This window comes from Bacillus sp. FSL L8-0528 (assembly GCF_038593085.1).
GTDB lineage: Bacteria > Bacillota > Bacilli > Bacillales > Bacillaceae > Bacillus > Bacillus paralicheniformis.
This window is the reverse complement of sequence record NZ_CP151961.1, coordinates 2,692,166-2,718,509: the sequence shown is the minus strand read 5'-3', so window position 1 is coordinate 2,718,509 and position 26,344 is coordinate 2,692,166. Positions and strand designations below refer to the sequence as shown.

The 26,344-nt window shown below is 46.7% G+C and carries 28 protein-coding genes; 24 read left to right on the top strand and 4 right to left on the bottom strand.

Going from position 1 to position 26,344, the window contains the following annotated elements; translation table 11 throughout:
• Positions 1 to 22: 22 nt before the first annotated feature.
• On the bottom strand, positions 23 to 154 hold the full coding sequence (locus MHI30_RS13690; protein WP_003183686.1) for a YqzM family protein: 132 nt from the start codon (positions 152 to 154) through the stop codon (positions 23 to 25).
• Positions 155 to 383: 229 nt separating this feature from the next.
• Here MHI30_RS13690 and holA point away from each other — a divergent pair, with 229 nt between their 5' ends.
• Positions 384 to 1,409 (top strand): DNA polymerase III subunit delta, encoded by a 1,026-nt coding sequence (gene holA / locus MHI30_RS13685; protein ID WP_167564576.1) that lies wholly within the window; start codon positions 384 to 386, stop codon positions 1,407 to 1,409.
• A gap of 93 nt (positions 1,410 to 1,502) precedes the next feature.
• Here the strand turns inward: holA and MHI30_RS13680 are convergent, their stop codons facing one another.
• On the bottom strand, positions 1,503 to 2,036 hold the full coding sequence (locus MHI30_RS13680) for an NAD(P)H-dependent oxidoreductase (protein WP_020452270.1): 534 nt from the start codon (positions 2,034 to 2,036) through the stop codon (positions 1,503 to 1,505).
• A gap of 252 nt (positions 2,037 to 2,288) precedes the next feature.
• On the opposite strand from MHI30_RS13680, the gene MHI30_RS13675 reads away from it, so the two are divergent.
• Positions 2,289 to 2,645, top strand: coding sequence for a winged helix-turn-helix transcriptional regulator (locus MHI30_RS13675; protein ID WP_020452269.1), 357 nt, complete (start codon positions 2,289 to 2,291; stop codon positions 2,643 to 2,645).
• Positions 2,646 to 3,024: 379 nt separating this feature from the next.
• On the top strand, positions 3,025 to 3,309 hold the full coding sequence (locus MHI30_RS13670) for an RNA polymerase alpha subunit C-terminal domain-containing protein (RefSeq protein ID WP_020452268.1): 285 nt from the start codon (positions 3,025 to 3,027) through the stop codon (positions 3,307 to 3,309).
• Positions 3,310 to 3,760: 451 nt separating this feature from the next.
• Here MHI30_RS13670 and rpsT read toward each other — a convergent pair whose 3' ends face one another.
• Positions 3,761 to 4,027: a 30S ribosomal protein S20 gene (rpsT, locus tag MHI30_RS13665; RefSeq protein ID WP_020452267.1), complete on the bottom strand. Its 267-nt coding sequence runs from the start codon at positions 4,025 to 4,027 to the stop codon at positions 3,761 to 3,763.
• A 204-nt stretch (positions 4,028 to 4,231) separates the two neighbouring features.
• Here rpsT and gpr point away from each other — a divergent pair, with 204 nt between their 5' ends.
• The 13 genes from gpr to deoC all read left to right on the top strand — a co-directional run bounded on the left by gpr (position 4,232) and on the right by deoC (position 18,997).
• The gene (gene gpr, locus MHI30_RS13660) at positions 4,232 to 5,338 is read left to right on the top strand and encodes a GPR endopeptidase (RefSeq protein WP_050820711.1); all 1,107 of its coding nucleotides are present in this window, start codon (positions 4,232 to 4,234) and stop codon (positions 5,336 to 5,338) included.
• Positions 5,339 to 5,455: 117 nt separating this feature from the next.
• Positions 5,456 to 6,661, top strand: coding sequence for a stage II sporulation protein P (locus MHI30_RS13655; protein ID WP_075752238.1), 1,206 nt, complete (start codon positions 5,456 to 5,458; stop codon positions 6,659 to 6,661).
• A 14-nt stretch (positions 6,662 to 6,675) separates the two neighbouring features.
• The gene (locus tag MHI30_RS13650) at positions 6,676 to 6,999 is read left to right on the top strand and encodes a YqxA family protein (RefSeq protein ID WP_075752240.1); all 324 of its coding nucleotides are present in this window, start codon (positions 6,676 to 6,678) and stop codon (positions 6,997 to 6,999) included.
• A gap of 145 nt (positions 7,000 to 7,144) precedes the next feature.
• Positions 7,145 to 8,983: a translation elongation factor 4 gene (gene lepA / locus MHI30_RS13645; RefSeq protein ID WP_075752242.1), complete on the top strand. Its 1,839-nt coding sequence runs from the start codon at positions 7,145 to 7,147 to the stop codon at positions 8,981 to 8,983.
• Positions 8,984 to 9,042: 59 nt separating this feature from the next.
• Positions 9,043 to 10,182, top strand: coding sequence for a radical SAM family heme chaperone HemW (gene hemW, locus MHI30_RS13640; protein ID WP_075752244.1), 1,140 nt, complete (start codon positions 9,043 to 9,045; stop codon positions 10,180 to 10,182).
• An 80-nt stretch (positions 10,183 to 10,262) separates the two neighbouring features.
• A complete protein-coding gene (gene hrcA / locus MHI30_RS13635; protein ID WP_003183671.1) occupies positions 10,263 to 11,294 on the top strand; it encodes a heat-inducible transcriptional repressor HrcA in 1,032 nt (343 codons plus the stop codon).
• Between the two features lie 78 nt (positions 11,295 to 11,372).
• A complete protein-coding gene (gene grpE / locus MHI30_RS13630; RefSeq protein WP_003183669.1) occupies positions 11,373 to 11,957 on the top strand; it encodes a nucleotide exchange factor GrpE in 585 nt (194 codons plus the stop codon).
• A gap of 23 nt (positions 11,958 to 11,980) precedes the next feature.
• Positions 11,981 to 13,819, top strand: coding sequence for a molecular chaperone DnaK (gene dnaK, locus MHI30_RS13625; protein ID WP_075752246.1), 1,839 nt, complete (start codon positions 11,981 to 11,983; stop codon positions 13,817 to 13,819).
• A gap of 182 nt (positions 13,820 to 14,001) precedes the next feature.
• Positions 14,002 to 15,129, top strand: coding sequence for a molecular chaperone DnaJ (gene dnaJ, locus MHI30_RS13620; protein ID WP_065644202.1), 1,128 nt, complete (start codon positions 14,002 to 14,004; stop codon positions 15,127 to 15,129).
• A gap of 23 nt (positions 15,130 to 15,152) precedes the next feature.
• A complete protein-coding gene (prmA, locus tag MHI30_RS13615; RefSeq protein WP_075752248.1) occupies positions 15,153 to 16,088 on the top strand; it encodes a 50S ribosomal protein L11 methyltransferase in 936 nt (311 codons plus the stop codon).
• A 23-nt stretch (positions 16,089 to 16,111) separates the two neighbouring features.
• Positions 16,112 to 16,879 carry a 16S rRNA (uracil(1498)-N(3))-methyltransferase gene (locus tag MHI30_RS13610; RefSeq protein ID WP_075752250.1) on the top strand — a complete coding sequence of 256 codons (768 nt, stop codon included), beginning with the start codon at positions 16,112 to 16,114 and terminating at the stop codon, positions 16,877 to 16,879.
• A 2-nt stretch (positions 16,880 to 16,881) separates the two neighbouring features.
• Positions 16,882 to 18,237, top strand: a complete 1,356-nt coding sequence (gene mtaB, locus MHI30_RS13605; protein ID WP_075752251.1) for a tRNA (N(6)-L-threonylcarbamoyladenosine(37)-C(2))-methylthiotransferase MtaB — start codon at positions 16,882 to 16,884, stop codon at positions 18,235 to 18,237.
• 88 nt (positions 18,238 to 18,325) lie between these two features.
• A complete protein-coding gene (gene deoC, locus MHI30_RS13600; protein ID WP_075752253.1) occupies positions 18,326 to 18,997 on the top strand; it encodes a deoxyribose-phosphate aldolase in 672 nt (223 codons plus the stop codon).
• An 18-nt stretch (positions 18,998 to 19,015) separates the two neighbouring features.
• Here the strand turns inward: deoC and MHI30_RS13595 are convergent, their stop codons facing one another.
• Positions 19,016 to 19,951, bottom strand: coding sequence for a Na/Pi symporter (locus MHI30_RS13595; protein ID WP_075752255.1), 936 nt, complete (start codon positions 19,949 to 19,951; stop codon positions 19,016 to 19,018).
• A 185-nt stretch (positions 19,952 to 20,136) separates the two neighbouring features.
• Between MHI30_RS13595 and rpsU the strand changes: the two genes are divergently transcribed.
• The 8 genes from rpsU (at position 20,137) to MHI30_RS13555 (ending at position 26,239) form a co-directional block, all read left to right on the top strand.
• Positions 20,137 to 20,310 carry a 30S ribosomal protein S21 gene (rpsU, locus tag MHI30_RS13590; protein WP_003183654.1) on the top strand — a complete coding sequence of 58 codons (174 nt, stop codon included), beginning with the start codon at positions 20,137 to 20,139 and terminating at the stop codon, positions 20,308 to 20,310.
• A 14-nt stretch (positions 20,311 to 20,324) separates the two neighbouring features.
• Positions 20,325 to 20,771: a GatB/YqeY domain-containing protein gene (locus MHI30_RS13585; protein WP_023855244.1), complete on the top strand. Its 447-nt coding sequence runs from the start codon at positions 20,325 to 20,327 to the stop codon at positions 20,769 to 20,771.
• A 143-nt stretch (positions 20,772 to 20,914) separates the two neighbouring features.
• Complete coding sequence (locus MHI30_RS13580; RefSeq protein ID WP_075752257.1) at positions 20,915 to 22,234, top strand: nodulation protein NfeD; 1,320 nt, start codon at positions 20,915 to 20,917, stop codon at positions 22,232 to 22,234.
• Positions 22,235 to 22,257: 23 nt separating this feature from the next.
• Entirely contained in the window at positions 22,258 to 23,250 is a 993-nt protein-coding gene (floA, locus tag MHI30_RS13575; protein ID WP_020452249.1) for a flotillin-like protein FloA, read from the top strand.
• A gap of 29 nt (positions 23,251 to 23,279) precedes the next feature.
• A complete protein-coding gene (locus MHI30_RS13570; protein WP_075752259.1) occupies positions 23,280 to 23,732 on the top strand; it encodes a hypothetical protein in 453 nt (150 codons plus the stop codon).
• Positions 23,733 to 23,787: 55 nt separating this feature from the next.
• Positions 23,788 to 24,069, top strand: a complete 282-nt coding sequence (yqfC, locus tag MHI30_RS13565) for a sporulation protein YqfC (protein ID WP_020452247.1) — start codon at positions 23,788 to 23,790, stop codon at positions 24,067 to 24,069.
• 17 nt (positions 24,070 to 24,086) lie between these two features.
• Positions 24,087 to 25,283: a sporulation protein YqfD gene (gene yqfD / locus MHI30_RS13560; RefSeq protein ID WP_075752261.1), complete on the top strand. Its 1,197-nt coding sequence runs from the start codon at positions 24,087 to 24,089 to the stop codon at positions 25,281 to 25,283.
• Positions 25,280 to 26,239, top strand: coding sequence for a PhoH family protein (locus MHI30_RS13555; RefSeq protein WP_017474322.1), 960 nt, complete (start codon positions 25,280 to 25,282; stop codon positions 26,237 to 26,239). Before yqfD ends, MHI30_RS13555 begins: the two co-directional genes overlap by 4 nt.
• Positions 26,240 to 26,344: the final 105 nt, after the last annotated feature.

Here is a 26,344-nt window from a genome sequence, read left to right as displayed (position 1 = left end):
CGGTGTCCATGACTTGGCTTGATTAAGCGGCCAGATGTATAACAGTAGCGATAATAAACATTGTAGCGAAAAAGCCAAAAGACACGATAAAACCGACACCTGAATCTACAAGATCGTTACGTTTGCTTTGCACGTCTTTTTCAAATTCATTCACAATTTACCCCTCCTATTGATATCCAGTATAATTCAATTCTTTGCAAAAATCTAGGAGCTTCATGCAACCGTTTTCTAAAATTTATGAACATCGTCTTCTATAAACTGACCCGGGGGTTTATGGAAGGCGTTTATTATAAATGAGAGAGCGGGTGACTCCGCTTCTCTCTTTACTAATTGCAAAACACGCTTTAGGATAGAAAGGAAGGATGAAAGAGGGGAAAATGCAGATGACGGTATTTGATATTTGGAAAAGCTTAAAAAAAGGCGATATTCATCCTGTTTATTGTTTATACGGGAAAGAGACGTATCTTCTGCAGGAGACGGTTCAAAGGATCAGACAAGCCGTTGTTGATGAAGAGACGAAGGATTTCAACCTTTCCGTATTTGATCTGGAAGAAGAGGCATTGGACCTTGCTGTTGAAGATGCTGAAACTTTTCCGTTTATGGGGGATAAGCGTCTTGTTGTTGCGAAAAACCCGTCTTTTTTAACAGCTGAAAAAAAGAAAGATAAAACGGAGCATAACCTCGGGAGCCTGGAGGATTATATTGTGCAGCCGGCGCCTTATTCTGTTTTTGTGCTGCTCGCTCCTTATGAAAAGCTTGATGAGAGGAAAAAGCTGACCAAGCTCTTGAAAAAACACGCCCATATGGTTGAAGCAAAAGAACTGAACGGCCGGGAAACGGCTGATTTTATCGCAGGGCTTGCAAAATCAGAGGGGAAGCTCATAGAACGAGAAGCGGCGGAGGAGCTTGTCATCCTGTGTAATGCCAGCCTGTCGGCCATTGCCCAAGAGGTGAAAAAGCTTAGTACATATATTGGTGATCGGGATTCGATCACGCTTGAAGACGTCAAAAAGCTCGTTGCCAGAGGTCTCGAGCAGAACATTTTTGAATTGATCAACAAGGTTGTGAACCGGAAGCGTACAGAAGCGCTGCAGATTTTCTATGATCTGTTAAAGCAAAATGAAGAACCGATCAAAATGATGGCGCTGATCGCAAACCAGTTCAGGCTTTTGATGCAGACGAAATACTTTTCGCAGCAGGGGTACGGGCAAAAGCAAATCGCCTCAAACCTCAAAGTTCACCCGTTCAGGGTGAAGCTCGCGATCGACCAGGCGAGGCTGTTTTCTGAAGAAGAGCTGAAAAGCATCATCGAGCATCTCGCCGTTATGGATTATGAAATGAAGACAGGCAAAAAAGACAAGCAGCTCCTGCTTGAGCTGTTTTTGCTCAAGCTTTTGCAGTCCGATTGAAAAAACGGCTCTCTAATTTTAAGAGAGCCGTTAGGCTGTCGAGAAAATCTCGACAGCCTTTTCAGTTATCCTTATTTCTTTTTCCATTTACCTTCATAATCGGCAAGCTTCACCCTTAGGTGATAAAACATGCTTTGCATATCGCTTCGCTTCGGCTTTGAGGATATTGTCATTAGGATTGTGAGATGCAAAAGCCGGAAGAAACGTGCCGTGACATCGGATAATAGTACCCTCAATCGGCCGTAAATACTCTTCTACAGTGAACATATTGCGGCCCCCAACGCGATATTCTTCTTCCGCTCCGCCTGTTGTCGTAGCAATCATGAATTCTTTGCCTTTCAAGTTTTCGCCTCCGGGGCCGTGCGCCCAGCCGTATGTCAGCACATCATCAAACCATTTTTTCAAAAGAGGCGGACAGCTGAACCAATAAAATGGGAACTGAAGAACGATCCGGTCATATTCAAGTAATAATCGCTGTTCTTTTTCAACATCGATACTCCAATTTTGATACTCCTGATACAGATCACGAATAAAGATATCAGGATGATTTTTCAATTCGTTCATTAGTGCCTTGTTCCATTTGGACTCCCTCAGATTTGGGTGTGCTGCAATTACCATTATGTTCATAAACATCTTCCTTTACTGTTTGTTGTTTTCCTTGAACCTTTGTTCGTCCCAATTATTACGAATATTTTTGGCATTGCAAAGTACGCTTTTTTTTCGTACATAGTCCTTTAAATCGTACGATTGCGGTGAAAGAACTTTTTTATGGTAGTACGGTAAACCGTACTATGTATGTAAAATAAGAGTACTACCGCGAATCAGAATGATATGGTAACGTAACTGATATCACGAATACCGAATCGGGAGTTGACAAAGATGAAGTCAAAAGTACAGGAAATGAAGACGACGGAAGGTATAATCATAACTTTGGCGGCCATAGGAGGAAAATGGAAGCCGCTGATCCTGTTCGTATTACTTCATGAAGGCACCAAACGCTTCGGAGAGCTGAGGCGGATGCTCCCTGGGGTTACACAAGGGATGCTGACCAACCAGCTTAGGGAGCTCGAACATGATGGTCTCGTCAAACGGCAAGTTTATCAGGAAATCCCTCCGAAGGTCGAATATAGTTTAACCGGGCACGGAAAAACGTTGGCGCCGGTGTTGACTGATATGTGCAGCTGGGGATATAAGCATCTCGACTTTGTGAAGCAATTGAGTGATGAAGAGGAATGAGTTTGGCCTAAAAGTCTTTACAACAATGGGGACCTTCATGATTTATGTCTATTTCGCTTCAGTCCGGGGCATTGTTTTTGGGGCGCTTCCCTTTCTTTACTCAAAACGTGTTTCACTTTGATGCCCGCTCCAGTTACTCACAGGTTATAAGTAAAACCATCCTTGCTAAACCGTTATGACGATCCGGGAACCAGTTGGAGCTTCGATTTCTGAAACCGACGATTTCGCAGCCTTTCTTTTTCCGGGAGATAGTTTAACGAGTTTCGGTGTATCCTGAATATGAACAGCAGAGGCCAAACATAGCAAAGGGGCACGATTGCAAAAAAAGAAAAGATAAAATCGGAAACATTGAAATGTGCGGAAAAGGAGAAATGTAAAAATGACAAAGAATTTAAGGACTTGCAGCAAAGGACACGAATATTATAAAAGCAGTGATTGTCCTGTTTGCCCGATTTGTGAGCAACAGCGCAAACCTGACAACGGATTTCTTTCATTGCTCTCTGCGCCAGCCAGACGAGCTTTGGAACACAATGGAATAACTTCTTTGCAGGATCTGTCAAAATACAGCGAAAAAGAGATTTTGAAATTTCACGGTATGGGACCGGCATCTTTGCCTAAATTGCGAGTTGCTTTGAAGGAAAAAGGGTTATCATTTAAAAGTTAAACACCATGAATGATTATACTTGTACATAGCAAGGGAACTTCCTTTTTTGGAAGTTCCCTTGCTATGTATAAAAATCAACAATATTTAGCACAAAAAATAGCGCCGTGCGAGTGAACATAGCTGACAGGTGGAAGGAAAGCTCTTCCCCTTGATAAGTCTTATACGCTATTTCATTTCATGTCCAGTTTACTCAATCCGCGAATATTTCGCTTCGGCACGGGTTCAGGCTTGACGCAAAAAAAGGTCGGACCCCAGAGCATTCTCTTTTCCGCAGAGCCTACCCATGGCTGGATTTTTGCAATGCAGCGCATCGCGCACATTGTCATGTTGATTTTCTTCCGCCAGCGGACCGCGCGGTTTTTACGATTTATCGGCGGTCTGACGGCTTCTCAATTAAGAGAGCCGTTTTTTTGACGGCAAGCAAAAAAGCTTGGCATGGCCAAGCTTTCTATTATGCAGAAAGTCCGTTCACTTTTTTCGCTAGGTTTGATTTGTAACGAGCTGCGGTGTTTTTGTGGACAAGACCTTTTTTAGCTGCTTTATCGATTTTCTTTGCTGCTGCAGAAAGAGCTGCTTTCGCTTTGTCTGCTTCGTTGTTGCTTACGAAAGTTTCAACTTGTTTCATAGCAGTGCGCATTGAAGATTTGATTGTTGCGTTGTGCGCGCGGCGCTCGTTGTTTGTTTTTGTGCGTTTGATCGCTGATTTAATGTTTGGCAATGTGTTTCACCTCCTAAGACATAACCTCTGTTCCTTTTCTATAGGTTAGATCTCAACAATAGAACAAATTGTATTCTATCAAACACACCCTTAGATTGCAATATAAATGTAAAGTATTTTTATTTGAAAGCTCCGCTTCGCGGGAATGTTTGCAGACCTTGTGGGCACACTAACACCAGTTATGTTTTTGGAGGGAATGCAAATATGGAGAAAAAGAAGCTTGATTTAAGTCAATATGCAGTCCGGACAGACTTAGCCGTGGAAGCGAGGGATCTGGCAGAGGAAAAGGAAGCTTCTCCAAAGAAAGAGCTGAAAGGGTTTACAGTCAAAGAATACGAAAAAGACGGGATCAAAATTCAGACAATGGACATTGATGAAGAAGGAGCGAAGCTGTCGGGGAAAAAAGCCGGCCGCTATTTAACCTTTGAAACACAAGGGATCAGACAGCAGGATTCCGTATTGCAGGAAAAAGTCGTCAATGTGTTCGCGAAGGAATTTTCCGCATTTCTCGATTATTTGAACATTCCGCGGGATGCCAGCTGCTTAATTGTAGGGCTCGGCAACTGGAATGTCACGCCTGACTCGCTCGGCCCCCTAGTGACGGAGAACCTTCTCGTGACGAGGCACCTTTTTCAGCTGCAGCCCGAAAATGTAGAGGATGGCTACCGTCCGGTGAGCGCGCTTTCCCCGGGAGTCATGGGCTTGACCGGAATTGAAACGAGCGACATTATCCAAGGGGTAATCGATCGCTCAAAGCCCGATTTTGTCATTGCCATTGATGCGCTGGCATCAAGAGGGATCGAGCGTGTGAATTCTACCATTCAAATTTCAGACAGCGGGATACACCCCGGGTCTGGGGTGGGGAATAAAAGAAAAGAGTTAAGCAAGGATACGCTTGGCATTCCGGTCATCGCCATCGGTGTTCCGACGGTGGTCGATGCCGTCACGATCACGAGTGATACGATTGATTATATGCTGAAGCATTTTGGAAGAGAGATGAGAGATGACAGTCCGTCCAGGTCGCTCGTTCCCGCGGGGATGAGCTTTGGGAAAAGAAAGGTCCTCACCGAAGAAGACCTTCCCGATGAGGAGCACCGCAAATCGTTTCTCGGTATAGTCGGAGGCCTCGCAGAGGATGAAAAAAGGCAGCTGATCCATGAAGTCCTCGCTCCGCTCGGCCATAACTTAATGGTGACCCCAAAAGAGGTCGATACCTTTATCGATGATATGGCAAATGTGATTGCGAACGGTCTGAACACAGCGCTTCATGAAAATGTCTCGCAGGACAATAAAGGAATGTATAACCACTAAGATCAAGGCGGCTGACCAGGCCGCTTTTTTTCGTGCTTATAGCATTGCCGGAACTTGTTCTACTTCCTCTATCTTGTACATAGTCTATTTACTAGACAAGCTCTGGAGGGATTTGCGATGAGAAAAAGAGGCAGGAATCGTCAGTTTGTGCTGGCTGTAAATGGAAGAAATGCGGTTAAGACAGTATTCTTATTTATCGTCAGCCTGCTGCTCGTTTTTATTTTATCAGGCGTGCTGACATCGCTGCGTCCTGAGTTAAGGCCGTCTTCATCGTTGTACCGGGTGACTGATGAACTGGCGGGCGAGACCTTTGGGCTCATTTTGGGAATGGAAAACCACTACTTCGCATCAGAATTGCCGGAACCGAATAAACGCTTTGAGCTTTCTCCCATCGTCTTGAAACTGGCGACCAGCATTAATTTAAAAGATCCGCGAAGTTTTCTCGGGCGGGAGCTTCCGGGCTTCTCTCATTTTGACTCGGAAATCCTCATTGCAGGGCAAGGGACGGATTACACGAATATGCCGTCAGAATCTCCGCCGCCGACAGAGGTCTTAAAAGAGGAGAGAGAAGCGAATCTTGCAGAGCTTGAAGGGAAGCAGAAAAAGAAAACAGGGGAGGAAAAACCCCCTGAACAATCGACGGGCGGCCGAAAAGTCGTATTTATCTACAATACGCACAATACGGAATCGTATCTCCCCTTTTTAAAAGGTGAGACGGAACCTAATCGGGCGATTCATTCGAAAGCAAATGTTACGCTTGTCAGCGATATGCTCGCAAATGCGATGAAATCGCAGGGTGTCGGGGCAATGGTGGATAAAACCGATTTTCAGGCGAATTTGCGGAAAAAAGGCTGGGCCTATGCCCGTTCCTATGATGAATCAAGGCCGGCCGTTAAAGAGGCGATGGCTCAAAACAAAGATTTACAGTATTTTATCGATATTCACAGAGATGCTACACGGAAAAAAGCGACCACAACAACGGTAAACGGAAAAAGCTATGCGAGGCTCGCATTTGTCATCGGTAAGAAGAGTCCTAATTTTGAATCGAATTTTAAATTGGCAAAAGAACTGCATGAACGGCTGGAAAAAAAATATCCCGGTTTGAGCCGCGGTGTTATATCTAAGGGAGCTGCCGGGGATAATGGCATATATAATCAGGATTTAAACGAAAGATCCGTCTTAATCGAATTTGGCGGCGTAGATAATAACCGCGAAGAGCTGGAGCGGGCTGCGGAAGCGATGGCGGATGTATTCAGCGAGATGTACTGGAATGCTGAAAAAGTTGATGCAGACACCGGTGAAGACGATAAGAAAAAACAATAGGACAGGTGATGGAAGTGGCTTCTTTTATGGGAAAATGCATATTGGCTTGCGCTGTCATGTTTTTCGGCGTCCTTCTCGGCATGCAGCAGGCGAACAACGGAATGATTGAAATGAAAGGGTATCAGGACCCTGATTTAAAAGCGGCGCTCAGCATATCTGAAGGGGATGCGAAAGAGGCGTCAGTCCTCGGCCATCAAATCGATTTGGAGGAAAAACAAAAAGAGCTGGAACAGCTGGAAGCTTTCAACCTCTTTTCCTCGGCCGGCCGCGCCCTGGCCGATTCGGTCACAAACACAGCCCGTTCATTGTATGACTGGATAAAGGAAAAAACGGAATAAGTAAAAGAAAAAACGAGCCGGATAGAGGACTCGTTTTTTCTTTTTCGGGTTTAGAAAGCATATGTGACTTAGCATTGAATCTTCACAACCCTATTGATATAATCTAAGCTAGCGCATATTGCGTTTCATAGTAGGAGTGATTAGTGTGACAGATAAAGAAAAACGATTACAAAGGCAGTCGAGAATCCGAAATTTCTCTATTATCGCCCATATCGACCACGGCAAGTCAACGCTTGCGGATCGAATCCTTGAAAAGACGGCGGCAATCACTCAAAGGGAAATGAAAGAACAGCTCCTCGACTCGATGGATTTGGAACGTGAAAGAGGAATCACCATTAAACTGAACTCCGTACAGCTGAAATATCAGGCAAAGGACGGAGAGGAATATATTTTTCATCTGATCGATACCCCGGGACACGTCGATTTTACGTATGAGGTTTCGAGAAGCCTTGCCGCATGCGAAGGCGCGATTCTCGTCGTCGACGCCGCACAGGGAATCGAGGCGCAAACGCTGGCAAACGTTTACCTTGCGCTTGACAACGACCTTGAAATCCTGCCGGTCATTAATAAAATCGACCTTCCAAGCGCAGAACCCGAACGCGTCCGCCAGGAAGTCGAGGATGTCATCGGTCTTGACGCTTCAGAAGCCGTCCTTGCTTCAGCAAAAGCAGGCATCGGAATTGAAGAAATATTGGAGCAGATCGTTGAAAAGGTTCCCGCACCAAGCGGAGATCCGGAAGCGCCGCTTCAGGCTCTGATCTTTGACTCTCTGTATGATGCATACCGCGGGGTCGTCGCCTATATCAGAGTCGTGCAAGGTACCGTAAAAGCCGGTCAAAAAATCAAGATGATGGCGACCGGAAAAGAATTTGAAGTCACTGAAGTCGGCGTTTTCACTCCGAAGGCCGTTCCGGTTGACGAACTGACTGTCGGCGACGTCGGATTCCTGACGGCCGCAATCAAAAACGTCGGAGACACCCGTGTAGGGGATACGATTACAAGTGCGGAAAACCCAGCGCCCGAAGCCCTGCCAGGCTACAGAAAGCTGAATCCGATGGTCTATTGCGGTCTGTATCCGATTGATACAGCGAAATACAACGACTTGCGGGAAGCGCTTGAAAAACTTGAGCTGAACGATTCAGCCCTGCAGTATGAGGCGGAAACGTCCCAAGCTCTAGGATTCGGCTTCCGCTGCGGTTTCCTGGGAATGCTTCACATGGAAATCATTCAGGAGCGGATTGAACGCGAATTCAACATCGATTTGATTACGACGGCTCCGAGCGTTATCTATGACGTGTACATGACAGACGGAGAAAAAATCGTTGTCGATAACCCGTCAAATATGCCTGATCCGCAGAAGATCGACCGGGTGGAAGAACCGTTCGTCAAAGCGACGATGATGGTGCCGAACGACTTTGTCGGAGCGGTCATGGAACTGTGCCAGGGCAAGCGCGGCCAGTTTATTGATATGCAGTACCTTGATGCGAACCGCGTCAGCATTGTCTACGAAATTCCGCTTGCGGAAATCGTCTACGAGTTTTTCGATCAGCTTAAATCAAATACGAAAGGCTATGCGTCATTTGATTACGAACTCATCGGATATAAACCGTCCAAGCTCGTGAAAATGGATATTATGCTGAACGGCGAAAAAATCGATGCCCTTTCCTTTATCGTTCACCGCGATTATGCTTATGAACGAGGAAAAGTTATCGTCGAAAAGCTGAAAGAGCTCATTCCGCGCCAGCAGTTTGAAGTGCCTGTCCAGGCAGCCATCGGTACAAAAATTGTCGCCCGTTCAACCATCAAAGCAATGCGCAAAAACGTTTTGGCGAAGTGCTACGGCGGGGATATTTCCAGAAAGCGCAAACTGCTTGAAAAGCAAAAGGAAGGAAAGCGAAGAATGAAACAGGTCGGCTCTGTCGAAGTTCCGCAGGAAGCCTTTATGGCAGTCCTGAAAATGGACGACAGCGGCCCGAAATCATAATCATGAGCCGCCGCAGCGTAACACACTGCGGCTTCTTCCTGTAAAAGAAGGTGAAAACAATGAAAGCAGCATATATCCATATTCCGTTTTGCGAGCACATTTGCCATTATTGCGACTTCAACAAGTTTTTTATTCAATCTCAGCCCGTTGATGAATATTTGCGTTCCTTAGAGAAGGAAATGGCCAATTCAATGGAGGCAACCGGACATCCGGAGCTGAAAACGATCTTTATCGGGGGAGGAACGCCGACATCGCTGTCGGCAGCTCAGCTCGAACGGCTCCTCGATTCCATTCATCGCGTTTTGAAACCGTCCGAAAGCCTTGCTGAATTTGCAGTGGAAGCCAATCCCGACGATTTATCAGCTGAAAAGCTGGATGTTTTAAAAGCTGCCGGTGTAGACAGGCTGAGCTTTGGCGTGCAGACGTTTGAAGACGAGCTGCTGAAAAAAATCGGCAGGGTTCACGAGCAAAAAGACGTACTCGTTTCGTTTGAAAGAGCGAGAAAGGCGGGGTTTGATAATATCAGCCTTGATCTGATGTTCGGTCTGCCCGGACAAACCATCGGCCACCTCGCTTCATCGCTCGATACGGCGCTTGCCCTCGGTGCTGAACACTATTCGGTTTATTCGCTGATCGTCGAACCGAAAACCGTTTTCTACAACTTGATGAAAAAAGGCCGGCTTCACCTGCCGCCGCAGGATCAGGAAGCTGAAATGTACGAACTCGTTATGCGGAAAATGGAAGAAGCGGGCATCGGCCAATACGAAATCAGCAACTACGCCAAAAAAGGATATGAGAGCAAACATAACCTCACATATTGGAACAATGAGGATTATTTCGGTTTTGGCGCGGGCGCACACGGTTATATCAATGGTGAAAGAACGGTAAATGCGGGCCCTGTCAAACATTATATCGACCTGATTGAACAGTCAGGTTTTCCTTATAAAGAAAAACACAGGGTTACAAAAAATGAACAGATTGAAGAAGAAATGTTTCTCGGTCTTCGAAAAACCGCGGGAGTAGACAAAGAACGCTTTTTCGAAAAATACGGAAGAACTGTTGACGATCTCTTCCCGAAAGTGCTCCATTCGCTGGAAGAAACAGGGCTGATTGTGAACACGAGCAAAAACGTATTTTTAACACATAATGGAAAATTGTTAGGGAATGAAGTATTTCAGGCATTCCTGGGTGAGTTATAATTGACATTTTGATTTCGGTTTGGTAATTTTGATATACAATTAGCACTCAGTTGTGCCGAGTGCTAACAGGGGTGATATGGATGTTAACAAATCGTCAGCTGTTAATCTTGCAGGTTATCGTCAACGATTTCATTCGTTCAGCTCAGCCGGTAGGATCAAGAACGCTTTCCAAAAAGGAAGATATCACATTCAGCTCGGCAACGATCAGAAACGAAATGGCTGACTTGGAAGAGCTCGGTTTTATCGAAAAAACCCACTCATCTTCAGGCCGGATTCCTTCTGAAAAGGGCTATCGCTATTATGTCGATCATCTGCTTTCACCTGGAAAGCTGTCAAAAACGGACTTAAACATTATTCATTCGATTTTCAAAGAAAAAATCTTTGAACTCGAAAAAGCCGTGCAGAAGTCGGCCCAAGTGCTGTCCGACCTGACAAATTATACATCGATTGTCCTCGGTCCGAGACTGAGTGAAAACCATCTCAAACAGATCCAGATTGTACCGATTCAGCCCAAGAAGGCCGTTGCCATTCTAGTAACGAATACCGGCCATGTGGAGAATAAAACGATTAACTTCCCGGCGGAGGTCGATCTTTCCGATCTCGAGAAGCTGGTGAATATATTAAATGAACGCCTTAGAGGCGTGCCGATCTCAGAACTGAAAGACAGGATTTTCAAAGAGGTTGTCATCTTCTTGAAGTCGCACATTCAAAATTACGATACGATTTTGCACGCGCTCGGCGCAACGCTGGATTCATCTGTTCAAACCGACCGGCTGTTTTTCGGCGGCAAGATTAACATGCTGAACCAGCCCGAATTTCACGATATTGACAGAGTGAAATCGCTATTGTCGCTCATTGAGAAAGAACAGGAGATTCTCCGGCTCTTTCAGTCGACTGAGTCCGGAATTACCATCAAAATCGGCAAAGAAAACGACTATGAAGAGATGGAAAACTGCAGCCTGATTACCGCAACATACACGGTCGGCTCAAAACAGATCGGCTCCATTGCGGTCATCGGACCGACGCGCATGGACTACTCCCGCGTCGTCGGCTTGCTTCAGCACGTATCATCTGACTTGTCAAAAGCGCTGACAAGTTTGTATGATGGGTAAGGCAGTACCTGAAAACAAACAGAAGGGAGGAATCCCTTCTTTATCATGAAACTCATCCTTTAAGGGAGGTGAACACAGATGGCAGAAGAAAAACAAAACGAAGAGCTAAACGAACAAGAGGAACTGAACGAGACAGAAGCGGAGACAGCCGAAGCTGAACAAACGGCTGCTGAAGCTGATGCCCCGGCAGAAGAAACTCAAACAGAAATGCTTGAAAAACAACTAAAAGAACTTCAAGAACGTCTTGAAGAAAAAGAAAATAAACTTTTACGTGTTCAGGCGGACTTTGAAAACTACAAAAGACGCGCACGCCTTGATCTCGAGGCTGCTGAAAAGTACCGCTCCCAGCGCATCATCAGCGATTTGCTGCCGGCGCTTGACAACTTTGAGCGCGCACTTCAGATCGATCCTGACAATGAGCAGACGAAAAGCCTGCTTCAAGGAATGGAAATGGTGCACCGTCAAATTTTGGAGGCTCTTAAAAATGAAGGAGTTGAACAGATTCCATCAGTCGGAGAGCAATTTGACCCGAACATGCACCAAGCTGTTATGCAGGTTGAGGATGAAGCGTACGAATCAAACGCAGTCGTTGAGGAACTGCAAAAAGGCTATAAACTTAAGGACCGGGTGATCCGTCCTTCTATGGTAAAAGTCAATCAATAACTACATAGCAGGAGGTAAAAATCATGAGCAAAGTAATCGGAATCGACTTGGGAACAACGAACTCATGCGTTGCAGTGCTTGAAGGCGGAGAGCCGAAAGTCATCCCAAATCCAGAAGGAGCCCGCACGACTCCTTCAGTTGTCGCATTTAAAAACGGAGAACGCCAGGTGGGTGAAGTGGCGAAACGCCAGTCCATCACGAACCCGAACACGATCATGTCGATCAAGCGCCACATGGGCACTGACTATACAGTTGAAATTGAAGGCAAAAAGTACACGCCGCAAGAAGTGTCTGCCATCATCCTTCAGCATTTGAAATCATATGCTGAAAGCTATTTGGGCGAAACCGTGTCTAAAGCCGTGATCACAGTTCCTGCATACTTCAACGATGCAGAGCGTCAAGCGACTAAAGATGCCGGTAAAATCGCCGGACTTGAAGTTGAGCGGATCATCAACGAGCCGACTGCAGCTGCGCTTGCCTACGGTCTGGATAAAACGGAAGAAGATCAGACGATCCTCGTCTACGACCTTGGCGGCGGTACATTCGACGTTTCCATCCTTGAATTGGGAGACGGCGTATTCGAAGTTCGCTCTACAGCGGGTGACAACCGCCTTGGAGGAGACGACTTTGACCAAGTGATCATCGATCATCTCGTCTCAGAATTCAAAAAAGAAAACGGCATCGACCTTTCTAAAGACAAAATGGCGCTTCAGCGCTTAAAAGATGCTGCTGAGAAAGCGAAAAAAGACCTTTCCGGCGTATCTTCTACGCAAATTTCCCTGCCGTTTATCACAGCGGGTGAAGCAGGTCCGCTGCACCTTGAATTGACACTGACCCGCGCGAAGTTTGAAGAGCTGTCTTCACACTTGGTAGAGCGCACAATGGGTCCTGTCCGCCAGGCTCTTCAAGATGCGGGGCTTTCTGCAAGCGAAATCGACAAAGTGATCCTTGTCGGCGGATCAACACGTATTCCTGCCGTTCAGGAAGCGATCAAAAAAGAAACTGGAAAAGAAGCGCATAAAGGCGTCAACCCTGACGAAGTCGTAGCCCTTGGTGCAGCCATTCAAGGCGGCGTCATCACAGGCGATGTCAAAGATGTTGTCCTTCTGGACGTAACTCCGCTGTCACTTGGTATCGAAACAATGGGCGGCGTGTTCACGAAGCTGATTGAGCGCAACACGACAATCCCGACAAGCAAGTCCCAAGTGTTCTCAACAGCGGCTGACAACCAAACAGCGGTTGACATCCACGTGCTCCAAGGTGAGCGCCCGATGGCTGCCGACAACAAAACGCTCGGACGCTTCCAGCTTACAGATATTCCGCCGGCTCCTCGCGGCGTACCGCAAATCGAAGTGTCATTTGACATCGATAAGAACGGTATCGTCAACGTCAGCGCGAAAGATCTGGGCACCGGCAAAGAGCAAAACATCACGATCAAATCTTCTTCAGGCCTTTCTGACGATGAGATCGAGCGCATGGTGAAAGAAGCTGAAGAAAACGCCGAAGCGGATCAGAAGAAAAAAGAAGAAATCGAGCTTCGCAACGAAGCGGATCAGCTTGTCTTCACAACTGAAAAAACGCTGAAAGATCTTGAAGGCAAAGCCGATGAAGCGCAAGTGAAAAAAGCGAATGAAGCAAAAGACGCGTTAAAAGCTGCGATCGAGAAAAATGACCTTGATGAAATCAAGGCGAAAAAAGATGAGCTGCAAGCAATCGTCCAAGAGCTTTCAATGAAGCTTTACGAAGAAGCTGCAAAACAGGCTCAGGCTCAGCAAGACGGCGGAGCCGGCGCTAAAAAAGCCGACGACAATGTCGTTGACGCTGAATATGAAGAAGTAAACGACGACAAAGATCAAAAATAATTGAAATAAAATGTGCTGTGCTTACCCCGGTTTGCACAGCACATGACCTTACAGGCGATGAAAGTCAAAGTCAGGATCTCTTGACTTTGACTTTTTTCTTCCTAAAGGACAAAAGGAATTGAAAAAACATAATTTGAAATGATACAATCTAATTTATGTGAGAAAATCGGGAGTGTGAAGAGATGAGTAAGCGTGATTACTATGAGGTGCTTGGGGTAGGTAAGAGCGCTTCTAAAGATGAGATTAAAAAAGCTTACCGCAAGCTTTCTAAAAAATATCACCCGGACATCAACAAAGAAGCCGGAGCGGATGAAAAATTCAAAGAAGTCAAGGAAGCCTATGAAACACTTTCTGATGACCAAAAACGGGCTCATTACGACCAGTTTGGCCACACCGATCCAAATCAGGGATTCGGCGGCGGAGGTTTCGGCGGCGGCGACTTCGGCGGCTTTGGGTTTGACGATATTTTCTCAAGCATTTTCGGAGGCGGCGCAAGGCGGAGAGATCCGAATGCCCCGAGGCAGGGCGCCGATCTGCAGTATACGATGACACTGTCATTTGAAGAAGCGGCCTTCGGAAAAGAGACGACGATCGAAATTCCGCGTGAAGAAACATGTGAAACATGCAGCGGCTCAGGCGCGAAACCGGGAACAAAGCCGGAAACATGTTCACACTGCGGCGGCTCAGGCCAGCTGAACATGGAGCAGTCGACTCCGTTCGGAAAAGTTGTCAACAGAAGAGTATGTCATTACTGTAATGGAACGGGTAAGCAAATTAAGCACAAATGTTCAACTTGCGGCGGTTCAGGAAAAGTTAAAAAACGCAAGAAAATCAATGTCACCATCCCGGCGGGTGTGGATGACGGCCAGCAGCTTCGAGTATCCGGACAGGGTGAACCGGGGATCAACGGCGGTCCGTCAGGTGACTTATTCGTCGTTTTCCGCGTCCAAGAACACGAATTTTTCGAGCGCGATGGAGACGATATTTACTGCGAAATGCCGCTGACATTTGCACAGGCTGCGCTCGGGGACGAAATCGAAGTGCCTACTCTTCACGGTAAAGTAAAATTAAAAGTGCCGGCGGGCACGCAGACAGGCACCAAGTTCCGCTTAAAAGGAAAAGGCGTTGCCAACGTACGCGGGTACGGTCAAGGCGATCAGCACATCGTCGTCCGCGTCGTGACACCGACGAATTTAACAGAAAACCAGAAAAATATTCTCCGTGAATTTGCAGAAGTGAGCGGAAATATGCCGGATGAACAGGAAATGAGTTTTTTCGATAAAGTAAAGCGCGCCTTTAAAGGCGATTAATGATTGGATGAGGAGTTGGTAGTATGAAATGGTCCGAAATCTGCATTCACACGACACATGAAGCGGTTGAGCCCATCTCGAATATTTTGCATGAAGCTGGTGCGAGTGGAGTCGTAATTGAAGATCCGCTTGATTTAATTAAAGAGCGTGAGAATGTATACGGAGAAATCTACCAGCTCGATCCCAATGATTACCCTGATGAAGGAGTCATTATTAAAGCGTATCTCCCGATCAACAGCTTTTTGGGAGAGACCGTAGAAGGAATCAAGGAAACCATCAATAATCTGCTGCTGTATGATATTGACCTCGGACGCAACAAAATCACCATCAGCGAGGTTAACGAAGAAGAATGGGCGACAGCATGGAAAAAATATTATCATCCCGTAAAAATTTCTGAGAAATTTACGATTGTTCCGACATGGGAAGAGTACACACCGGTTCATACGGATGAACTCATCATCGAGATGGATCCGGGAATGGCGTTTGGAACAGGCACACACCCGACAACCGTACTTTGCATACAGGCGCTTGAAAGGTATGTGAAAGAAGGGGATTCGGTTGTGGATGTCGGAACGGGAACAGGCATTTTAAGCATTGCATCAGCCATGCTTCGTGCCAAACAGGTTGAAGGATATGATCTCGATCCTGTAGCCGTTGAAAGCGCCCGCTTGAACTCCAAGCTCAATAAAGTCAGCGATCATATTGTGATCAAGCAAAATAATCTGCTCGACGGCGTTGAAGGGGAAAAAGACGTCATCGTCGCCAATATCCTGGCTGAAGTCATCTTGCGCTTTACGGATCAGGCATACAGCCTGTTGAAAGACGGCGGTTATTTCATTACTTCGGGGATCATCCAGCAGAAAAAACAGGAAGTCAAAGATGCACTGGTGAAAGAAGGCTTTACGATCGTCGAGGTTCTTTCAATGGAGGACTGGGTCAGCATCATCGCTAAAAAATAATCGTTAGTAGGTGTGACAAGCGTATGCAACGATATTTTATCGAACAATCAAAACAAGAGGTCATGGCCGCACCCGCGTTCTCGATCAAAGGCGAAGACGTTCATCACATTGCGACCGTGATGAGGATGTCTCCCGGAGACGAGGTCATTTGCTGTGCAAAAGACGGTCATGAAGCGAACTGCCGGATCGAGTCCGTCACAAAAGAAGAGGTTTTATTGAGCGTAATCGAATGGACGGGGGAAACGCGCGAACTGCCCGTCCAGATCCATATTGCAAACGGCCTTCCTAAAGGAGATAAGCTGGAATGGATCATTCAAAAAGGGACAGAGCTCGGTGCAAGCTCGTTTATTCCTTTTCAGGCATCACGCTCCGTTGTTAAACTTGATGAAAAAAAGGCAAAGAAAAAGCGGGAAAGGTGGGCGAAAATCGCCAAGGAAGCGGCAGAACAGTCCCACAGAAACGCGATTCCCGATGTGGCGCCTGTTCACACGTTTCAACGTTTGCTTGAGAGCCTTGAGGACTTCGATAAATGTGTCGTTGCATACGAAGAGTCATCAAAGCAAGGCGAGACGAGCCGTTTTCAATCCGTGCTCAAAAGCCTGCCGGAAGGATCATCCGTACTCATGGTGTTCGGTCCTGAAGGCGGATTTTCAGAAAATGAAATTGAGGCGCTTAAAGAAAAAGGAGCCCTCGCCTGCGGGCTCGGTCCGCGGATTTTAAGGGCGGAAACAGCTCCGCTGTACGCGTTGGCGGCAGTTTCTTATCATACAGAGTTATTAAGAGGTGAATAACAATGGCAACCGTTGCATTTCATACACTTGGCTGCAAGGTCAACCATTATGAAACAGAAGCAATCTGGCAGCTTTTCAAAGAAGCCGGCTACGAAAGAAAAGAATTTGAAAGTTCGGCGGACGTATACGTCATTAATACATGCACTGTCACAAATACAGGTGATAAAAAAAGCCGCCAGGTGATCAGACGGGCGATCCGCCAAAATCCTGACGCCGTCATTTGCGTGACAGGGTGCTATGCCCAGACTTCCCCGGCGGAAATCATGGCGATCCCGGGCGTTGATATCGTCGTCGGTACGCAGGACCGCGAAAAAATGCTCGGCTATATTAAGCAGTACCAGGAAGAAAGACAGCCGATTAACGGCGTCAGCAATATTATGAAAGCAAGAGTGTTTGAGGAGCTTGATGTTCCTGCATTTACCGACAGAACGCGTGCTTCTTTGAAAATTCAAGAAGGCTGCAACAATTTCTGCACATTCTGCATCATTCCGTGGGCGCGCGGCCTGCTTCGTTCCCGCGACCCTGAGGAAGTCATCCGCCAAGCACAGCAGCTCGTTGATGCCGGCTATAAAGAAATCGTTTTGACCGGTATCCATACCGGCGGTTATGGAGAAGATATGAAAGACTACAACTTTGCGCAGCTGTTGAAAGAATTGGACAGCCGTGTAAAAGGTCTGAAACGAATCCGTATCTCTTCAATCGAAGCGAGCCAAATTACAGACGAAGTAATCGAAGTGCTTGACCGCTCAGACAAGATCGTCAGACACCTTCACATCCCGCTTCAATCCGGCTCAAACAGCGTTTTAAAGCGGATGAGAAGAAAGTATACGATGGAGTTTTTCGCCGATCGGCTGACGAAACTCAAAAAAGCTCTTCCCGGGCTTGCAGTCACTTCTGATGTGATCGTCGGCTTCCCGGGTGAAACGGAAGAAGAATTCATGGAGACGTACAACTTTATTAAAGAACACAAGTTTTCCGAGCTCCACGTCTTCCCGTACAGCAAACGGACCGGAACTCCAGCAGCACGCATGGACGGCCAGGTTGACGAGAACGTGAAAAACGAAAGAGTTCACAAACTGATCGCTCTTTCAGATCAGCTTGCGAAAGAATATGCATCAGACTATGAAGGTGATGTTCTGGAAATTATTCCGGAAGAGCCGTTCACGGAAACGGGTGAAGACAACCTGTTTGTCGGCTACACGGACAACTATATGAAGGTCGTTTTCGAAGGTTCAGAAGACCTGATCGGCCAGCTTGTTAAAGTGAAGATTTTAGAAGCGGGCTATCCGTACAACAAAGGACAGTTCGTCCGCGTCGCAGAAGACGACGTCCATGAAAACATCCGCTTATCGTCATAATCATCAATTCAGCCGGTTCACGAAAAAGGTGTTCCGGCTTTTTTTGCGAATATCATAAGAGACAACCACTTGAAAAGGAGTCGGAACGATGACAAAACAAATTGCGCGAATGATCGATCATACGCTATTGAAGCCCGATGCTGTCACATCCGAAATCGAAGCGCTTTGCAAAGAAGCGCAGGAATACGGTTTTGCCTCCGTTTGCGTCAACCCTTGCTGGGTAAAGCTGTGCGCCGAGCTTCTTAAAGATTCAGAAGTGAAAGTATGCACGGTTATCGGCTTTCCTTTAGGTGCGGCGTCTCCGGAAACAAAAGCTTTTGAAACCAAGCAGGCGATCGCAGACGGATCCGGTGAAGTTGATATGGTGATCAACATCGGTGCATTAAAAGACCGCGGTACCGGAACCGTGGAGCATGACATCAGAGCGGTGACAGACGCGGCCGCCGGCAAAGCTCTTGTAAAAGTCATCATAGAGACATCGCTGTTGACGGATGAAGAAAAAAGGCTCGCTTGTGAACTGGCCGTAAAAGCAGGCGCCGACTTTGTCAAAACATCGACCGGTTTTTCCGGCGGCGGTGCGACAGTTCAGGATATAAAACTGATGCGGGAAGCTGTCGGACCTGATATCGGTGTTAAAGCTTCAGGAGGCGTCCGGGATAAGGAAAGCGCCCTTGCCATGATTGAAGCCGGAGCGACGAGAATCGGAGCAAGCGCGGGCGTGTCGATTGTCAAAGGCTTAACAGCGGATGAAGACTACTAATCAACAAAAACCAGGCGTTTACCGGGCCTGGTTTTTGTTTGGAATGAGAAACATGATCAGCGAGTGAAACAGATTTGAAAGTGGCAGAAACAATAGGGACGTGACGACGTTGAACAGCAGGCTGAAATGGGCAATCTGCTGAGCGGGGCTTGCGGACAGTCCGGAGATAAAGCCTGTTATTGATGAGAGCAGGGGGTATACAGCTGCTACACCGATGACATTAAACAGCACATGGGCATAAGCCGTTTGCCTGGCTGCAGCCCCGCCTTTGAAGGACGCCATCACGGCTGTGATGCATGTCCCGATATTGGAGCCGAGAACAACGCTCATCGCTTCGGTCAAACCCACGACACCTTGATCCATAAAGCTCATCAGGATGCCGACACACGCCGAACTGGAATGAATCATCGCAGTCAAAACCGTGCCGATGATCAAGGCGTAAAGCGGTGAATTTTCGGCAAGCTGCACAATATAAGCGCCCGAGTCTAGCTGTGACAACGGCACGGCAAGCCGGCTGAAGCCGCTGATACAGAAAAAAATAACACCCAAGCCGATCATGCTTACGCCCACTTGCCGAAAAGGGGATTTTCCGGCAATGAAAAGAACCGTACCTGCGGCAAAAAGGGCAAAAATCAAAAATTCCAGCTTCACCGCCAAAAATTCCGTTGTGAAGGTAGACCCGATGTTTGTTCCCAAAATGAGCGGAATCGAACGTTTAAATGATAGGGCGCCTACCGAGACAAAGCCAATGACGATCACCATAAATGCCGAGCTGCTTTGCAAAACCCCCGTAAATACAATGCTGACCAAAAAGGCTTTCACCGGATGATCCGTGAAAAACAGCAGCCGCTTTTCGATTTTTTCAAATGTCAGTGAAATCAAGCCTTTTCTCAGCATGCTCATGCCTTTGAGAAAAAGAACGATCAATAATATGAATAAGATCAAGATTATCATCAGTTTTTCGAACAGCCTCCTTTATAAATATATACAGACAAGCTGCCGAAATCATGACTGAACAATAAAACGATTCTCCTTGGTTGACCTTACCGGAGGCTTATATTATAATGTCAAAGTACATGTTTATATGTATGTCTTTTTTTAAAGCAGTCGATTGGTGTATTCGGAGGGAGGGAAAGAGAATGTCAAAAACGGTCGTTAGAAAAAACGAATCGCTTGAAGATGCTCTTCGTCGCTTCAAACGCAGTGTATCAAAGACAGGTACTTTGCAGGAAGCAAGAAAGCGTGAATTTTATGAAAAACCTAGCGTAAGACGCAAGAAAAAGTCTGAAGCTGCAAGAAAGCGCAAATACTAAAAGAGGGTGGATTTATGAGTCTTCTTGAGCGGCTGAATCAAGATATGAAGCTCTATATGAAAAACCGTGAGAAAGACAAACTGACTGTCATTCGCATGGTCAAAGCTTCGCTTCAAAACGAAGCAATCAAGCTTAAGAAAGACAGGCTGACCGATGATGAAGAACTGACTGTTCTTTCTCGTGAATTAAAACAGCGTAAAGACTCCCTCCATGAATTTTCAAACGCTAATCGTTCAGATTTAGTAGATAAAGTTCAAAAAGAGTTAGACATTCTGGAAGCTTATATGCCTGAACAGCTGACGGAAGAAGAGCTGCTCGGCATCGTCAACGAGACGATCGCAGAAGTCGGCGCCTCTTCAAAAGCGGATATGGGCAAAGTGATGAGCGCTATCATGCCGAAAGTCAAAGGCAAGGCGGACGGCGGTCTCGTCAATAAGCTTGTCAGCAAACAACTGTCTTAAGAAAAAGACGCCTTTAAGCAATTAAAGGCGTCTTTTTTTGTGCGTGTTCATACAATAGAAAAGAAGTAGAAAGATGAAACCTTTGCTACATTTATAACGTATGTAATGTTAATGATAATAGGGGAAGGAGGCCTCAGACATCATTGCTGCTGAAAAAATTTAGAATTTTTGTTGCTCTGGCCAGCGGTTTTGTTTTATTCTTATTACTAGGCGTTCATTTGACCGTGAAAGCGGATGGAGATACAGTGTATGTCATTCCGATCGAAGAAACGGTTGAAAAAGGGCTTTCAAAATTTCTTGAGCGCTCTTTTCAAGAAGCGGAAGATATGAATGCCAAACATATCATACTCGATATCAATACCCCCGGCGGAGCGGTCGACGCAGTCCTTGACATGGCTGATACGATACATAACTCCGACATTCCGGTGACCGCTTATGTGAATAGAAGGGCTCTGTCCGCAGGCGCTTACCTCGCCTTGAATGCAGACGATATTTATATGGCGCCCGGCGGGAAAATGGGAGCTGCCGCGATCATTGACACGCAGGGAAATGCCGCTGACAAAAAGTCGGAATCGCTGTGGCTCGCTGAAATGGAAGACGCAGCCAAAAAGAACGGACGTGATCCGAAATACGCTCTCGCGATGGCCGATGCTGACGTCGATGCTAAAGAAGTTGGGGCGCCGAAGGGCGAGCTGCTCACATTAAGCCCTGACAAAGCGCTGGAAGTCGGCTATTCCGAAGGCACAGTTTCGAGCCTTGATGATCTTTTGAAAAAGCTGAACTTGCAGGATGCCAAAATCGAGCGTGCCGAGGTGAGCTTCGCCGAAAAGGTGGCTCGGTTCATCACGCATCCGGTCGTGATTCCGATTCTCCTTTCAATCGGAAGTCTCGGGTTGATTGTGGAGCTTTATTCGCCTGGTTTTGGGATCCCCGGCTTTATGGGACTCTCCGCGCTGCTGCTCTTTTTCTACGGTCATCTCGTCGCCGGGCTTGCCGGAATGGAAACGATCCTTCTGTTTGCAGCAGGCATTATTTTAATCATTTTAGAGATTTTTCTGCCGGGCGGAATAGCAGGGATTGCCGGCCTGATCGCGATTGTTGCGAGCCTCTTTTTAGCATCGGGAAGCTTTAAGGTCATGGCCGTCTCCATTTTGATTGCAACTGCTGTTTCTATAGCGGCATCCATTCTATTAACAAGGGTGTTGGGGAAGCGTATGAAATTTTTTAAAAAATTGATCTTAACCGACTCGACAAGCACGGAAAGCGGATATGTGTCAAATGAAAGCCGGCGCGATTTAATTGGTAAAACCGGCGTCACGTTTACACCGCTCAGACCGTCCGGAACGGTCATCATCGGCGATGAACGGCTTGATGTCGTATCTGAAGGCTCGTTCACCGCGAAGGACAAGAAAGTGAAAGTGGTTAAAGTGGAAGGCTCACGCATTGTTGTGAGAGAATTATAAATTACATTATTAGGAGGAATATTATGGATCCGTCAACACTGTTTCTTTTGCTTATTATAGCAGCCGGAATCATCTTACTAGCTGTCTTCTTTACATTCGTCCCGGTCATGCTGTGGATCTCGGCTTTGGCCGCTGGTGTTAAAATCAGCATTTTCACACTGATCGGAATGAGGCTCCGCCGCGTCATTCCAAACCGCGTGGTGAACCCGCTGATCAAAGCGCATAAAGCGGGACTTGATGTTACGATCAATCAGCTTGAAAGCCACTATCTTGCAGGGGGTAATGTTGACCGGGTTGTCAACGCGCTCATCGCTGCCCAACGTGCAAACATTGAACTCACATTCGCCAGATGTGCGGCCATCGATTTAGCGGGGCGTGACGTGCTTGAAGCCGTTCAAATGAGCGTTAATCCGAAAGTCATCGAAACGCCGTTTATTGCCGGTGTAGCAATGGATGGTATCGAGGTGAAAGCAAAAGCGAGAATCACGGTTCGCGCAAACATCGACCGCCTTGTCGGGGGAGCGGGAGAAGAAACGATCATTGCCCGTGTCGGCGAAGGGATCGTTTCGACAATCGGTTCCTCCGATAATCATAAAAAAGTGCTTGAGAACCCGGATATGATTTCACAAACCGTCTTGAGCAAAGGATTGGATTCAGGCACAGCGTTTGAAATTCTATCGATTGATATCGCTGACGTTGACATCGGCAAAAACATCGGAGCGATTCTGCAGACCGACCAAGCTGAAGCCGATAAAAACATCGCCCAGGCGAAAGCGGAAGAACGCCGCGCCATGGCGGTTGCGCAAGAACAGGAAATGCGCGCCCGCGTCGAAGAAATGCGCGCTAAAGTCGTCGAGGCAGAAGCCGAAGTGCCGCTTGCGATGTCTGAAGCTCTCCGAAGCGGAAAGATCGGAGTCATGGACTACCTCAATATGAAAAACATCGACGCCGACACAGACATGCGCGATTCTTTCGGAAAGATGACGAAAGACCAAAATGAAGAGGATCATAAATAAACAAGCCCCTGTAAAAAGGAGGGAGCTCATTGCTTGATATCCTGTTCGACAATCCGATTATCATGGCGGCCATCATCGCAGCCATCTCCTTCATATTCAACAAGCTCGGAAAAAATGATGAAAATGAAGAAACAAAGAGTAAACCGGCGCCTGAACGGCCGAAAACGCAGACGACGCCGAAGCAGACGGCACAGCGCCGGCCGGCAGAAAACAAAAAACAACGGCCTGCAGCAGCTGCGGCTGCTGCAAAAAGCGAAGATATGGCCGCAGAACTCCGCAGAATACAAGCGGATGCCGAGCGGTCCGTGCCGGCCGTTGAACGGGCCATTAAAAAGCAGAGCAGCCGGGTGATCAACCGGAAACAAGAGCTGCTCGATTTGAATAAAAACACGATTGTCCAAGGCGTTGTACTCAGCGAAGTATTCGGCCCTCCGCGGTCGAGAAAGCCGCATTACACAATGAGGCGCCGGCCTAAAATTTAAGTATTAGAACCCCCATATCACTCATACATATGAGATGAAAGGGGGTTCTTTTTTTATGGCGCAAAGAAAAAACCGCATCAAAGCGTGGCTGACAAGAACATTGGAAATTCCCCCTGATGTCATGATGGATCTTCCGAGAATCACGATGATAGGAAGACTTCACATATATATTGAAAACCACAGAGGGCTTTTGCTTTTCAGCGATACCGAAGTAAGGCTGATGCTCAAACAGGGGCAGTGCATCATTCAAGGCAAAAACTTTGTCATCAAAACGATTTTGCCTGAGGAAATTCTGCTTGAAGGCACGATTGAGCTCGTACGCTATATCGATTCATAAGTCGGGGGGAAAGAATCGTGAAAAATAAATGGCTTTCTTTTTTTTCAGGAAAGATCCAGCTTGAGATAACGGGAAAGGGGATCGAACGATTATTAAATGAATGCACCAGGCGCAGCATCCCGATGTTTAACGTAAAGAAAAAGAAAGACGCTGTCTTTCTTTATATTCCGCTTTCTGATGTACATGCCTTCCGGAGGGTCATAAGGGATTTTGACTGCAAGTGCCGCTTGGTCAGACGAAAAGGTTTCCCTTTCCTTGTGCAGAAGTCTAAACGGAATAGCGGCTTCACTATTGGAATTGCTGCTTTTTTTATCATCATGTTTTTATTGTCCAACATGCTTTGGAAAATTGACATAACAGGAGCCAATCCGGAGACAGAACATCAAATCAGACAGCACTTGAATCAAATCGGCGTCAAAAAAGGCCGCCTTCAGTTTACAATGCTGACCCCGGAAAAAATTCAGCAGGCGCTTACAAAGCGTGTCGAAAACATCACCTGGGTGGGCATTGATTTAAACGGCACGGCCCTTCACATGAAAGTGGTTGAAAAAAATGAACCTGACAAAGAAAAATATATTGGCCCGAGGCACATCGTCGCCAAAAAAGGGGCGACCATCTCGAAAATGTTCGTAGAAAAAGGCGAGCCGCTTGTCACCGTGAACCAGCATGTTGAAAAAGGGCAAATGCTCGTTTCCGGACTGATCGGGAGCGAAGAGGAAAAGCAAAAAGTCGGAGCCAAAGGGAAAATCTACGGTGAAACCTGGTACAAGTCAAAGGTAACGGTTCCTCTTGAGACATCATTTGACGTTTTTACGGGTAAAGTAAGGACAAGTCACAAGCTATCCTTCGGTTCTTTTTCCGTGCCTGTCTGGGGCTTTTCTTTTAAAAAAGAAGAGTTCTCGCGCCCGAAGACAGAAACCGAAAAACACTCGCTGCATTTTATGAATTTTACGCTTCCTGTCGCGTATGAAAAGGAACATACGAGGGAGAGCGAACAAATCAAAAGGGTGTACTCGAAAAAAGAAGCGGTCCTTGAAGGGATCGAAATGGGAAAAAGAGACATCAGGAAAAAAATCGGCAGCGACGGGAACATTATCAGTGAAAAAGTTTTGCACGAAACGAGTGAGAATGGTAAAGTTAAATTGATCATCCTTTACCAGGTTATTGAAGACATTGTTCAAACAACACCAATTGTTCAGGAGACTAAAGAATGACAGAACACTTACTTGCGATTCATCAGCAACTGGAAAGTCCGAACGAGGCTCAAGCGCTGTTTGGGAACCAGGATTCCCATTTGAAGTTGATGGAGGAAGAGCTGAACATTTCGATTGTCACGCGCGGTGAAACCGTCTATGTGACCGGAGACGAAGAAACGTTTGAAATCGTGGACAGCCTGCTTGCATCCCTCTTGAATCTCATCCGCAAAGGAATCGAGATATCAGAACGCGATGTCTTGTATGCGATCAAGATGGCGAAAAAGCAGAAGCTTGAGTTTTTTGAAAGCATGTACGAAGAGGAAATTACGAAAAACGCCAAAGGAAAACCGATCAGAGTCAAAACCATCGGTCAAAGAGAATATATCGCCGCCATGAAAAGGCACGACTTAATCTTCGGCATCGGCCCTGCAGGAACGGGGAAAACCTATTTGGCTGTCGTAAAGGCCGTTCATGAACTGAAAAACGGACGCATCAAAAAAATCATTTTGACAAGACCAGCTGTTGAAGCAGGGGAAAGCCTCGGGTTTTTGCCGGGGGATTTAAAGGAGAAAGTCGACCCTTATTTAAGGCCGCTGTATGACGCGCTCCATGACGTGCTCGGAACGGACCATACGGCACGGCTGCTTGAAAGAGGAACGATTGAAATCGCGCCGCTTGCTTACATGAGGGGGCGGACGCTCGACGACGCGTTTGTGATTTTGGATGAAGCGCAGAATACGACACCGGCACAAATGAAAATGTTTTTGACGAGATTGGGTTTTGGTTCTAAAATGGTCATTACAGGCGACATTACGCAAATCGATTTGCCGAAGGGCGTCACATCGGGGCTTGCCGTTGCAAAAAAGATGCTCCTTGATATCGAAGGCATTTCAATTGTTGAACTGGATCAGACGGACGTGGTCAGACATCCGCTTGTCGCCCGTATTATTGAAGCATACGAAAAGTCAAAATAATTCCGAATGGCCCGATCGCCCGTTATCGGGTCATTTTTTAGTTTCTCGCGGGAAAAGAGGTGCTTTTGTTGAAAAAGAAAAAAAGAGACGGAAAGTTTCGGCCCA